The 13772-nt window shown below is 37.0% G+C and carries 12 protein-coding genes; 1 reads left to right on the top strand and 11 read right to left on the bottom strand.

Annotated features, from left to right (window positions below):
• Nucleotides 1-22 precede the first annotated feature (22 nt).
• The 6 genes from RHP64_RS01660 to RHP64_RS01635 all read right to left on the bottom strand — a co-directional run bounded on the left by RHP64_RS01660 (nucleotide 23) and on the right by RHP64_RS01635 (nucleotide 6612).
• Nucleotides 23-1417, bottom strand: a complete 1395-nt coding sequence (locus RHP64_RS01660) for an Nramp family divalent metal transporter (protein ID WP_014324264.1) — start codon at nucleotides 1415-1417, stop codon at nucleotides 23-25.
• A gap of 374 nt (nucleotides 1418-1791) precedes the next feature.
• Nucleotides 1792-2709, bottom strand: a complete 918-nt coding sequence (locus RHP64_RS01655; protein WP_011679211.1) for a cation diffusion facilitator family transporter — start codon at nucleotides 2707-2709, stop codon at nucleotides 1792-1794.
• Between the two features lie 101 nt (nucleotides 2710-2810).
• Nucleotides 2811-3515, bottom strand: a complete 705-nt coding sequence (locus RHP64_RS01650) for an NAD-dependent protein deacylase (protein ID WP_025267742.1) — start codon at nucleotides 3513-3515, stop codon at nucleotides 2811-2813.
• A 41-nt stretch (nucleotides 3516-3556) separates the two neighbouring features.
• Nucleotides 3557-4507, bottom strand: coding sequence for a hypothetical protein (locus RHP64_RS01645; RefSeq protein ID WP_011679210.1), 951 nt, complete (start codon nucleotides 4505-4507; stop codon nucleotides 3557-3559).
• Nucleotides 4491-5696 (bottom strand): hydroxymethylglutaryl-CoA reductase, degradative, encoded by a 1206-nt coding sequence (locus tag RHP64_RS01640; protein WP_025267741.1) that lies wholly within the window; start codon nucleotides 5694-5696, stop codon nucleotides 4491-4493. Before RHP64_RS01640 ends, RHP64_RS01645 begins: the two co-directional genes overlap by 17 nt.
• Nucleotides 5689-6612 (bottom strand): Ppx/GppA phosphatase family protein, encoded by a 924-nt coding sequence (locus RHP64_RS01635; RefSeq protein WP_011679208.1) that lies wholly within the window; start codon nucleotides 6610-6612, stop codon nucleotides 5689-5691. The genes RHP64_RS01640 and RHP64_RS01635 overlap by 8 nt, the downstream gene beginning before the upstream one ends.
• Before the next feature lie 59 nt (nucleotides 6613-6671).
• On the opposite strand from RHP64_RS01635, the gene RHP64_RS01630 reads away from it, so the two are divergent.
• Entirely contained in the window at nucleotides 6672-7073 is a 402-nt protein-coding gene (locus RHP64_RS01630) for a YbaN family protein (protein WP_025267740.1), read from the top strand.
• 49 nt (nucleotides 7074-7122) lie between these two features.
• Here the strand turns inward: RHP64_RS01630 and RHP64_RS01625 are convergent, their stop codons facing one another.
• The 5 genes from RHP64_RS01625 to RHP64_RS01605 form a co-directional block, all read right to left on the bottom strand.
• Entirely contained in the window at nucleotides 7123-8283 is a 1161-nt protein-coding gene (locus RHP64_RS01625; protein ID WP_025267739.1) for an LCP family protein, read from the bottom strand.
• Nucleotides 8284-8487: 204 nt separating this feature from the next.
• Nucleotides 8488-10476 (bottom strand): ABC transporter ATP-binding protein/permease, encoded by a 1989-nt coding sequence (locus RHP64_RS01620; protein WP_011679205.1) that lies wholly within the window; start codon nucleotides 10474-10476, stop codon nucleotides 8488-8490.
• Nucleotides 10477-10681: 205 nt separating this feature from the next.
• Nucleotides 10682-11317, bottom strand: coding sequence for an SdpI family protein (locus RHP64_RS01615; protein WP_025267738.1), 636 nt, complete (start codon nucleotides 11315-11317; stop codon nucleotides 10682-10684).
• Nucleotides 11307-11573 carry an autorepressor SdpR family transcription factor gene (locus tag RHP64_RS01610; protein ID WP_010290287.1) on the bottom strand — a complete coding sequence of 89 codons (267 nt, stop codon included), beginning with the start codon at nucleotides 11571-11573 and terminating at the stop codon, nucleotides 11307-11309. Before RHP64_RS01610 ends, RHP64_RS01615 begins: the two co-directional genes overlap by 11 nt.
• A 122-nt stretch (nucleotides 11574-11695) precedes the next feature.
• On the bottom strand, nucleotides 11696-13738 hold the full coding sequence (locus tag RHP64_RS01605) for a peptidoglycan D,D-transpeptidase FtsI family protein (protein ID WP_011679204.1): 2043 nt from the start codon (nucleotides 13736-13738) through the stop codon (nucleotides 11696-11698).
• Between the last annotated feature and the right edge of the window lie 34 nt (nucleotides 13739-13772).

Raw genomic sequence — 13772 nt, 5'->3', positions numbered from 1 at the left:
TATCGCTTAGTATCTATATTGATTAAGATCCCATTAATTGTTGTACGACAAGTTGAACATTTAAATATGTCAGAACAGCAAATGCAATCCATCCTAAGACTGCAATCCACTTTGGATTAGCAAATTCTTCTCCCATAATCTTCTTTGAAGACGTGAAATAGATTAATGGTGCCATAGTAAATGGCAAAGCAATTGAAAGGAAGACTTGTGATTGAACCATCAAATCATCTAACTTACCTTCAGATCCACCATAAATCAATGTGAAGGCAACAACAGGTATCAATGCCAAACCACGAGTAACAACACGACGTAGCCACATTGGAATGCGCAAGTGCAAGAAACCTTCCATGACAATTTCACCAGTAAGCGTTCCAGTGATTGTTGAGTTTTGTCCTGAAGCAAGCAAAGCAACAGCAAACAATGTTGATAGAATTGGTGATGCAATAGCACCAGCAATTGAGTTATCCTTCAAAGCGTTATACATTGAACCAAATGTACCAACTTTATCAGCATGTCCAAAGAATAATGCTGCACCCAAAATCAACAATAATGAGTTAATAACGAATGCCAATGACAACTGAATATTTGAATCCCAAGTCATGAAGCGAACAGCTTCTTTAAGTTCTGACTTGTTACTTCTATCTACTTTACGTGTCTGAGATATTGATGAATGCAAGTACAGATTATGTGGCATAACAGTGGCACCGATAATTCCCAATGTTAATGTTAACTGAGAATCACCACCACCAATTGGCGTATGTGAGCTTAAAGTCTGCAATTGAGGCAAATAACCGCCAAACAGTGCTGATAATTGTGGTGTTGATAAAATAACTAGATAAGCAAAAATAACCAAAATAGTAATGATCAATGTCATGACAATAGCTTCGATTTTACGGAAGCCAAATTTCATCAACAATAGCAACAAAATAACATCAAAAGCTGTGGTCAGAACAGATGCAATCATTGACCAACCGAACAATAAGTGAAGTGCTATAGCCCCTCCAATAACTTCGGCAATATCTGTAGCAATCAATGCTAATTCAGTCATGATCCATAGTACGAATCCACCAACTTTATTTGTACGATCACGTGTTGCTTGCGCTAAGTCTTCTTGCTTAACAATTCCTAACTTACCGGCCATGTACTGTAGCATCATGGCAATCAAACTAGAAATTAAAACAACAGACAACAATGTATAACGGTATTGCGCACCACCGGCTACCGAAGTAACCCAGTTACCCGGATCCATATAGCCAACGGCCACCAAGGCTCCGGGACCAGAAAAGGCCAATAATTTACGCCAAAATGACCCATTTTCTGGTACTTCTATGGAACCATTAACATCCGATAAACTTAAATCATCCTCAGTTTTTTGAACAAGGTGATGTTTCGGATTAACACTTGTAGAATCTTGCATTCTATCTCTCCTTTAGATTTCTCCTCAGAGCTAAATAAACGAATTTCGACTTGACTGAAATATCGTGAAATATTCACTTTTTGACAATTGATAAACACCAAAATAAAACATCAAGTGCTAAATAAATTTCATAAAGAATTTCATTCAACTTGGCTGTTGAAAGCTTATGAAAATTACCTAACTCGGCTATAATCGCTCTAATACATACTTTATAATACACCCAATTCTAAATTCGTCAACAAAAATTTTTTACTTACAAAAAATAAAGTTGTGTATTATCAATTTTATGATAGAAAAACATTGTATTAAAGGGGTAAAACGCTATTTTATTAAAATATTACAAATTAGTTACGTGACATAATTTTATCTTTATATCAAATGACATTACAAGACTGATCAAATTCGTTTGTTTCAATTTGAATGGTGACATGGCTAATATCATATTTTTCTCGTAGGTCACTAGAGATATTTGCTAATAATTCTTGTTCATCTACATTCTTTTTAACAGATAGATGAACAGTCATGGCAGCTTCAGTCGTAGAAAGAGGCCAAATGTGTAAATCGTGAAGTTGTTCCACACCTTCATGTGTTGATAAGTATCGCAAAACGTCTGACTCATTCACATTATCAGGTACCCCATTTAATGCTAAGTTAAATGTTGATTTCATAACTGGCCATGAAGTCACGGCAATAATAACACCGATAATCATTGATACGATAGGATCAATGACGTGCCAGCCAGTAACTTGGATTAAAAGTCCAGCAATAATCACGCCAACCGACACACCAGCATCAGCTAAAAGATGAATGTAAGCTGTTTTGGCATTCAAATCTTGTTCATGGTGATGCCCATGTTCATCAGGAACACCTGATGCTTTAAAAAGCATAGCAGTGGCAAAGTTAATCACGATACCAACCGCTGCAACAACCATCACTAACCAGCCTGTAGTAACAGTATTTTCTGGCAAAATCAAATTACGAATACTCTCGTAAAAAATCGTTATCACCGCAAATATTAACAAAATTGTATTAAATACACTAGCTAGAATGGACATATTATGCCATCCATAAGTATGCCGTTTAGTGGCTTGTAGACCAAATACTACAACTGCAAGCCAAGCGATCATTAATGCTAATACATCACTTAAGTTGTGGAAAGCATCAGCAAATAGTGCGGTTGAATGTGCTAATTTAGCAAATACTAACTCAGATAAAACAAAAATCATATTTAAAGAAATACCTATTAAATAAGGCATTTGTTTCATTTTTAACTGCTCCATTGGTTTCTTCATATTTTCACCTCGATTCTATTTTAACACTTTATCTGAAAAATAATTCATATATTTAAAAAAGTAGCAGATTAATCTGCTACTTTTTAGGTATTCATATTTATTTAAACTTTTAACTCTGAAAAGAATTCGCCTGCATCCCCAACAATCTGATCCACATCAAATGGCGTAGCAATACGTTCAAAATTGATTGACATCACCGGAACTGCCGGACTAGCATATTGCAATAATCCAGCAAAAGGATAAACTTTAAAGCTAGTGCCTACAATAACAATTAAATCAGCATTTCGTACCCATAAGGCTGATTTTTTAACGTCAAAAGGCATTTCTTCGTAAAATGTAATTCGCGGACGTAATAAGGCATTGTCTGCACGTCTCATTGCATGCAAGTAATCCTGATAGGGAGATTTATGGCCATCAACAGGCGCATACACATCATATAATGAGCCATGAAAACGGATCAATTTTTCTGGATCCGATGCCGCTTTGACATGCAAATCATCAACATTTTGCGTGATAATTTTGGCCTTACCTTGTCGAGTTAAAGCTGCCATTTTTTTGTGAATAACATTTGGAACAGCCTCGGGAAAGTACATATTATCAATCATAAATTGATACTGTTTTTCGGGCTCATTATGAAAAGCTGTTGCACTCAATAGGTATTCAGGTTGCAAACTAATGCCATCATAAATACCACCTTTAGAACGATAATCCGGTATTCCTGATAAAGTTGAAACACCCGCTCCGGTCATGAATACAATATTTTTGGCGTTGTCAAAGCGCTTTTGAATTTCTGCTGTGACTAACATGAATATCCTTTCTTTATGAATGTTAACTGATAATAATTAATTTAGTCTCTTTCAATGTAAGGTAGCGCTAACTTTTGGAATAGTTCCGACACTTTTAGAGCATACAGTTCTTTGAAAAAGGTTGGTTTATCAGCTTCATTATCCGGTGGCGATACTACAAAACTATTTTGATTATCATTTTTACTTAGCCCAACGTAAGCTGTCTTCTGCGTCTGAAAATCGGTCATTTCCGAATGATATATTGTAAATACTTGATTAACTGGTAAATCTAATTGACGTTTTGACAAGACACTTGTTAATGTGACATATTCTTTAGCGTTTACAGTAGGTTTGCCCCATCTTGTCAATACTTCGTCAATGCCTTCAAACAAAGAAACCATTTGATGACGAATATTACGTGCCTGCTTCAGATCAGCTGCCATTACAGGTTTAATAAGCGAACTCGCGGCCGTGTAAGCTAGCGGATATTTTTGTTGCAACTCGGCAACAAAACTGCTGTCAGAAATCGTATTAGCAAATACTAATGCATCCAAGATCATGAGTAAACGCCATAAACTTTCATCATCCACTTCACCATTTTCAGGCGTTAACTCAGCGTTAAGCCCAGAAAAATAAGCCTTTACCGTCGCAGAAGTTGTAATGCCTTGCTTAGCTAATTCACGATAGGTGATTGCATGAACAACTGTACGATGCATGCGCGTTGCAATTTGTATCAGCTGATCGTCTAATTTTCCATCATTGAATGTTAGCGCAAAAAATACTTGTGGGGCAATGCCATTTAATGTTAATAGCATTTTTAATAACTCATTACCAAGCAAGAAATCACTCTCAGTTTTGTTAGCAATTTCTATTAGCAAACGTTGTCCTAAAATTTCTTGTGAAACTTGGTCGATATGTAATTCCCCAGTCTCTCCTCCATTAACACGTGTCATCACAGTTCCTGGATAGACACCATTAACGTTATCCAATAAATCTTTAATTTTTGGGTTCATTTCTTATCTCCATTAATATTTTTTTGGCAACACTTGCATCCACATGACTGAGGGATATTAGCCGTGATACTACTGCGGCAATTTCATCAGTTTTTGCGCCTACTTGCATCGCTAACGCGCGATACTGCATTCGCATGTGTCCCCGTTGAATACCGCCTGAGGCAATTGATTTTAAGGCTGCTAAATTTTGCGCCAACCCAACAGATAAAATCACACCACGAAGTGTGTCAGCATTCACATCACCTATGATTGACAAGGCCTGCTTAGCATCTGGCATAGCCGAAATTGCACCGCCAACCGTGCCAACAGATATAGGCAATGTCAGCTCACCATGAAGTTTACCGTTTAAAATTGTCCAAGTTACTAAACCACGGTATTGACCATCACGACTTGCATAGGCATGACCACTAGCTTCTACAGCTCGCCAATCATTACCCGTCGCCAAAACCACAGCACTAATGCCGTTAAAAAGACCTTTATTCTCCGTAGTTGCACGGTAAGGATCGTTTTTGGAAAAATGGTTTAATGCGACTATTTTCTGAGCTACTTCACGACCACCTATGCGCTCAAAATCGACATCACCAGTCACTGTGACCAATTGATTTGTGGCATAATTAGATAAAATCACACCTAAAGGTATGAACTTTTCAAACAACGGTAATTCTGCTTCTAAAATTGTATTAACAATATTAGCGCCCATTGCGTCTTTTGTGTCGATAATAAAGTCAACACTCGTTTCCGTTTTCGAGATGTTTCTTACTCGAACATCACGCAAACCACCACCGCGTTTATAAATCGATGGTTTGGCTTGCTTTGCCTTAGCAAAAATCTCATCGCGATGTAAGTTAATGAATTCATCCACACCAGCAGCATCAACCAGCAACATTTGGCCGATCATAGCAGTATCCGCAATGATGACATGAACCCCATTAGATAACATTTTGGCACCATTATTAGCTGCTGCAATCACACTTGGCTCTTCAATAGCCATCGGCACACTAAAATGTTGTTCATCAATCAGAATATCATGAACAACGCCCATTGGCATGCGAAAATCACTAATGTAATTCTCAACCATTTGAGCGTTAACTGGGCTTTGACGACTTGAAAATGATAATCGTATATCTTCTTTTAAATTTAATGCGAGTAAACGCTCATCGGGTGTTAATTCATAAAATTTTTTACTCATCCTGCTGTGCTAAAGTCTCAGCAATTAGACCTTCGCGAACCCCGCTTTCTGAAAATATAACTTTAGGTGAATTAATTTTTCTCATAAGATTCAATAATGGTAGTAAGCCACTGACGATAATATCAGCGCGAGAAGTTTCTAATCCGGCAATTTTCTCACGTTCTTTTCGTGTCATCTGTCGGATTTCTTCAAAAATCTGCTCAACTAAGTCAACTGGCATCTCAAATCCATGAATCATACTTACTTCGGTTTCACCAAGTCGTGTACGTGCCATACGCGCGAGCGAACGATTTGCCCCACCTAATAAAATAACTGGCTTTTGGTATTGCGTTTCCAACCACTGCAACGTGTTATACTGACTTAATATATAATCACTTGCGGAAGCCAGATTGTTCGGCATGATATTATTAGCTAAGTGATATTGTTCTGATAAAGTAACTGCACCAAAAGATAAGCTTACAGCTTCCTTGCTGCGTCGATTATCCACAGCAATCAATTCAACTGAAGCACCACCAGTATCTAGAATCACACCCTCGGTAACATTTAAGGTTGAGATCACACCCAAATAATCATAATATGCTTCTTGATCACCCGTCAAAACTTGAAACTGAATTCCCGTTTCTCGTGCGACACGATCTAAAAACTCAGTTTGATTTTTAGCCATACGAACTGCTGCCGTTGTAATCGCACGGACTTTCGGATGAAAATTGATATATTTAGATTGAAAATATTTTAGCGCCTCAATAGTACGCAAAATTGGTGTTTCTTTTAATAGTAGTTCTTCTCCCATATTTTGAGCAATACGCGTGTCTCTTTTTTCGCGGATTAACTCAGTATGAGTACCATCATCATGCAGCTCTTCGACTACCATTCTGGCAGAATTACTACCAAGATCAACGATTGCTAAATAGCTCATATAGACATCCTAATCAATTTTATTAGTTTAATTGTACCATGTGATGGTACACTATATATATGAAAATACTATTAATTGCCCTTGGGGCGCTCAGTTTTGCTATTGGTACCATCGCGATATGGATTCCCGGCTTGCCAACAACAGGATTTTATGTTCTAACCGCAATTTTGTGGTCTAAATCTTCTAAAAAGCTAGATAGTTGGCTACACAACAATAAATATTATCAAAAGTACGTTGACGAAGCTGTTTTTGATCGGCAACTATCACTAAAGGGGCGGGCTTTAATTTATTTAGTGACTGCTGCCATGATGGCTATCCCATTTTTCAAGACAGATATTGTTTGGCTAAAATGGGTACTACCACTCACCTCGTTAACACAGATTATATCAATGGAAAGCTACTATCGTGGCTATCTTTGGCGCGACGGCATTCCCTTTACCAAAGCAAAAACACGTGAGTAATTCAAATAAAAAAATACTTCCCTCAAACAAATATGAGGGAAGTATTTTTTTATTGCGCGTCTAATGTTTCACCAATAACATTTAAGTTATATTCAGCAACGCCATAAGATAGTACGGGTACCGAACTACCAAACTGTGTTCCTGTTGTTTTACTGCCCAAGTTTAATGATTTGCGTAGTAGATTTGTAACACGTTGCTTTTCTGATGCTTTCACCATTTGGTAACTCACACCATTATACATATCACCAACGCCCTGTAAATGATCAGATTTCTGATTTTTAGTGGCTGCCATGTAAGATAAAGCAATTTTTGTCACATTATTATAAGTTAAGTCTGTTTCTGCATTTTTAGATATTGATTTCATAAACTTTGCATTCAGTAGAGTTTTAGCGCTGGCTGATTTTTTAACCAAAGCTTTCAAAACTAGCCGTTGACGCTTTTGTCGACCGTAGTCTCCCTCTGGATCGTCATAACGCATTCTTGAAAATGACAACGCGGCGTAGCCATCCATTGTCGTATACGTTTTAAAATTCTTACCATCAGAGGCATATTCATATTTTTCTTGATTTGTGTAAAATTTATAAACATCAGACTTGTCATTTTCAGGCTGATAAGTGAATGTTAGTGGAGACTTAACTTTCACGCCACCTACTTGATCAATAACTTTTTCAAGTCCGCCCATGTTAACCAGAGCGTAAAAGTCAATTGGTACGTTCAAATAGTTTTGCAACGTAGACATCGTTGCCCCAACACCAGCAATTGGAAATGCAGCATTAAGTTTTTGTGGAAAAGTATCTTCTCGACCGACAATTGAAACCATAATATCACGAGGGATTGACAACATTGTCGTTGTTTTAGATTTTGGATTAACAGTGATTAGCATCATAGAATCGGTTAACCCTGTTCGATCACGTGCTAAAGCACCTGTGTCTGTACCTAGTACTAAAATTGAAAATGGTTTGCCATCTTTTAAGACTTGGTTAACATCGCGAGCTTTTGTAATATTCGCACTACGATGCATTGTATCAACCGATTCTTTGATATTACTCAATAGCATCGATATCACAACGCCACCAATAATCAACAGAATAACAATTATACTAACAATCCAACGCCATTTTTTATGTCGTCTTTTAGGTTTTCGTGGTTGCTTATCGTCTGGTCTTGGCGCTTGATTTTGACGTGCCATTCGACTCATGTTATTATCCATTGTTTTGTACCCCCAGCGATATCCTGATTTAATATTATACCATTAAAACCAAGAATGGCGCTAATACAATTAAGTTAATAATAACGCCATATTAATTAGGTTAGCCGATTTATTTTAGAGCTTTTGTTGACATTTTTGTTTATAACATGTCTAATCAATAACAAAAAAACACTCACAAGAAGTGAATGTTTTTTGTTCAACATATTAATCAGCTGCTAATGCATCAATCGTATTCAAATTAGCCGCTCGACGCGAAGGAACAAATGAAGCAACTAGAGCGATAACAAGAGAAATCACTACCGCAAATATAACATTACCAAGAGAAACCTGTACAATATCAAATTTAATTAAGCCATACAAAGCTGCGTTCATAGCAAATTGTCCTAGATAAGCTGTGACAATACCAAGAACAGCTGAAATGATTCCCATTAACAGCGCTTCATTTGTAAATAAACCACGAATATCTTTTGAACGTGCACCAAGTGCGCGCAATACACCGATTTCTTTGGTACGTTCAGAAACAGACATATAAGTTGTCACAATAATCATAATCGCTGATACGATCAATGAAATTCCGGCAATGGCAGCCAATACATATGAAGCCAAACTTGTAATTGTGTTAATCGTGTCTAGCACACTACCAATGGATACTGCCACGACGGCTTGCTTACCATTATCCTTGATTTTGTTAACCGCACTCACTGTTGACTTTACGTTTTCCGTATCATTAACCTTTAATGTCAAATAGTTAGCTTCGGTCATGGCATTAGCCTTTGCTAAGTCTTTTTTCATTGCAGCAAATGTAGTTGCAAACACTGTACCAGCTTGTCCGCCGTCAGTGATTCCAACAATTTTCATTGTTGATGTCACAGGAACTGCTTGATTATTTTGATTATAAGCTACGTAAGTATACGTGATATTCTTACCAATCAAAGATTTCCAATTTTTATTAGCTTTTTGAGCAAATGTTTTGTCAATCACAATTTCATTGTCACCAGATGGCTTGTGCCCCGCCTTGATGACTTTGTCGGCATAGATTGGTGACCATGTTTGTACCTGCGTACCAGCCTGTGATTGTGCTTTCCCGTACTTGAATACAGCACCATTAAACTCATATCCTTGATAAGTCTTGGCAACATTTTTTACATTACTAACTTTTTTAATTACATTATCAGAAAAAACAATCGACGAGTAATTTGTTGTTGATGCTTGCGCTCTGGCTTGAACACGTTCATTGCTTGACGCATCATCATCATCTAACGTGTTCTTAACAACAGTTGGATAGTTAGGGTTAGCCAACGAACTAACTTGATTATTAATATACCCTTTAATACCATTACCCAATCCGAGGAATAGTATTACCGAGAAAACACCAATAGCCGATCCGAGAATAATCAAAAAGTTTTGTAATTTTTTATACTTCAAATGATCAAAGGCCATGTCCCAAACTGATCTAGTTGACAACGGTCTCGATGTTAACCGATCAGGTGCCGATGGTGCCTCAAACTTGTCTTTCAAATTTTTTTCTTCATCAATTTTTCCATCAGCCATGTGCAAAATACGCGTTCCGTAATTAGCTACCGCTTGTGAATGCGTAACAACAATAACCAATTTACCTTCTTGGGCGATTTGCTCAAGAAGCTCCAGTACTTCAGTGGTATTCACAGAATCTAATGCGCCCGTTGGTTCATCAGCAATCATGACATCAGGATCTGCTGCTAACGCACGCGCAATGGCGACACGCTGCTTTTGACCACCGGAAAGTTGTGATGGATACTTATGAACATGCTCGCTCAAACCAACTTTTTCCAATAATTCCATGGCACGTTGTTTACGTTGCGCGGATGATAAAGTAGTCATGTTTAAGCTGGTTTCAACGTTTTCCAAGTTCGTTTGATAATTAATTAGGTTAAAGCTTTGGAAAATATAGCCAATCGTCTCACGACGATAAACATCTAACTTCTTTTCTTGTTTATGATCTAATCGATTTCCGTTGATCAACACATCACCTGAAAAGTTTCGATCAAGGCCACCAATAATATTCATTAGTGTTGATTTACCGCCACCTGATTCACCAAGAATGGAAACAAATTCACCTTTATCAAATGATAAGTTGATCCCCTTCAAAACTGGAAATTCATCTTTTCCTAAAAAATAGGATTTATGAATATCTTTTAATTCTAAAAATGACATACTTTTTCTCCCTCTTTTGAATTTACTATGTCGTTTAATATGCAACCCTTTTAAAAATAGTTAAATTAGTACACTACTTTTGACTAGTTGTAATCTAGTATACAATAGTCATGTTCTTTTTCAATCTTTTCCGTTAAATATTTTAGTTTCTTATTTATTTCTTCTGTTTGATCAAATGTGAAAAACACTACTATGCCGACTCAAGTTAAGCTTTATGGTTTGATCTAATCGAATAAATAATCGGTACGACAGTAATTAATACTAAGGACAGAATCATTAATGCTATAGTCCAAAATTCAGAAATCATTCCTAAAAAACCACCACCAATCATCATAAACCCGCCAACAACAAACATCAAACCACCAATACGTTGCGTCTTAAACCAATTTATATCATTATTCAGAGCGGTTGGTATTCGTATCCCAACAAAGCGATTTCGCTGTGTTTTGGGCATGTAGTTACCTAATGCTATAAATAAAATGCCAATAGTCGGCAACAATATACTAGTTATATTGATGTGATTACCTAATCCATAAGCAAATATATAAGATAATAAAATGTTATTGCCTAATGGAATAGACCAACTAATAATTGTATGCATTTTATTATTTTGACTACGAGCAACTATTTTCGTACGATAAATAATTAGAAGCAGGTGCAAGAGTGTTGCTATTATTGGCCAAATAATGATAAGCCATACTTTATTAGCATATCTATCCACTTCTCCGTTAATATTAAAATGGATTGGAAGCTCAACTGGCAGCTTCGTCCACAATATTAGCCCATAAAAAATGGGTAACAAGGTAATAATTAGTGGTAAAAAGCTTTTTTTATTTTTCATTAGTAAATCCTTTCAACCATAATGTGGCTTCTTCAAACACAGATAAATTTAATTCATAATAAATAAAATTTTTATATTTATCTTCTCTTATCAAATCAGCTTGTTTTAATTGGGCTAAATGTGATGATATTGTTGCTTTACTCAATTCAAAATGATCCGCAATGCTTCCCGCTGACTGAGGCCCTTCTTTCAGTAGCGTAAGAATATCACGCCTGACAGGATTCGAAATCGCTTTCAGTGTATTTTGTAAACTCATTATTTCTTTCCTTTACCTATTTCGCTATATTTCTAAATAGATTATAACATCTATTTAGAAATATAGCAAAATAGGTAAGAATAAAAAAGACAGTAATCATGATTACTGTCTTTTTTATAAAGTTATGGTTTATTTTGAACATACTTCCAGTAAGCATTAATTATTTTTGCCGCAATCTTACCATTGGTACCATCTAAATAATTATTCATACCTGGGATAGCCATGGCCATGACCATCGGTTGTCCCGGTACATAAGCAACAATGGATTCTGTATAAGTCGTATGTCCATTGGTTGTTGTTTCGGCGGTTCCTGTTTTAGCATAAACATGTGGTTCAAGTTTATGTATATCTGTTCCACCAGTATTGTACGTGTCCGTACCATTTGCAACACGATTCATTCCTTCATGGATTACTTTCCATTCGTCAGAATCCAACTGAACTTGCCCTTGTATATTCGGTGTGGCTGTCCACACTGTACGCTTTTTTGAACTATTAGTTGAACTTTGTAATATTGAGCTTACCAAATGAGGCTGAATCAAATACCCACCATTAGCAATTGTAGAAACGTATCGTGCAAGTTGAAGTGTTGTATAGGTGTCATATTGACCAAATGATTCGTACAAATATTTACCAATATTTGACCCTGTAGTATCTCCGCGATAACCAGCAGTTTCTCCGCTGACATCAATACCTGTTTTTGTCCCTAATCCGAATTGTCCTAACCCATTACGTAATGTCTGAAAGGCATCAGAATTCAATGCTAATGCCGATCCCGAGCTATAAGTCTGTCCACCAATCTTCATACCCAATTGAACGAAATAAGTGTTCGAAGAACGCTCTAAGGCTGTTTGTGCATCAACTGAAACAGGCGTACCTGTTTTATTCCAATATGATGTGATTGTTGGTGTTCCCGCAATTTTAATAGCTTGATCCAACAATGTAGAATTTGAGGGAGTAATCACACCTTTTTGGAAAGCTGTAGCTAATACCGCCGGCTTAACCACAGATCCCATGACAATAGCATGATTAATATTTCCCAACGGATCAGCTGTTTTTGTTCCGGTTGAGTAATCTCTGTCTACGCCTGCCATAGCATAGATACCGCCAGTATAGGGATTCATTACTGTAGCATAAGCACCTTGAACATCCCCAGTTGGTAAATTGTCTTCCAAAATTTTCTGAACTTCTTTCTGAAAGTCAGCATTAATGGTTAATTTAAGACTATCTCCAGACTGCCCTTTGTATTTTACAGAAGATGATTTTACCGTACCGTCAGAAGCAGTTGTAACTACAGTCTGTGAGGCTGATCCCTTCAATAAGGATTCATAGCTAGATTCCAAATTAGAACTACCAACTGATTCATTTTGTGAATATCCTTGGGCTAAGAGTGTGTGTAACTTATCATCTGGCAACCCATTATCTTCACTAGTTACTGTACCAATCAAAGCCTTAAAATCGTTTCCTTCAGGATATTGTCTTGCCCAGCTTGTACCTATCTTAATACCAGGGAATTGGCTTAAACGCTCGCCAATCTCCGCTAATTCTGTTTCTGTCACATCGTCTTCTTTGATAAATGTCGTTGACAATGAATAAGCACCGCTCATCCGCTGAAATATCATTGCATCATTATCACTAACTTTTGAAAGCAAGTTATGCTCTTCTACATAACTTACCGACAGACTATTAATCTCTGATGTCGTCAGGCTACTACCATTCTTATGTTCTTTAGCAACGCGTTTCTGCACCTTAGCCGCGTTAGTTGCGTCAGCCAAATAAAAGTCAGCTTTAGAACGATCACTGAGGCGGGTCGTATCAACTGTCAAATATTTTCCAAGTTTAATTGCAGTGCTTCGCATTGTACTAGAAGTAATATTAGTACCACGCGTAAATGTAATCGCCGTTTGCGCCTTGTTTCCAGCTAGAACACGGCCGGTTGAGTCGTAAACTAAACCTCGTGGTGTATTTCCTTTTTCAACGGTCTCTTCACTTCGGTTGACTTCAGCCAAATAATTGGCTCCCTGCTTAATCGTTAAAAACCCTAATTGTACAACTAGGGCAACCATTAGTATAAACGATATAAACAACAAAATTCGCAGACGTGTTGGTAAGTTGGCACGTGCGTCATTTTTATTATCTCGCTCTTCTAGATATGGATTGTGTTTCATAAGTATTGTGTACCGCCAATTTAATAATTACCTT

The sequence above is a fragment of the Leuconostoc sp. XM4 genome, assembly GCF_055698815.1.
The sequence above is the reverse complement of the archived record's forward strand: the minus strand, read 5'-3'. Positions and strand labels throughout refer to the sequence as shown.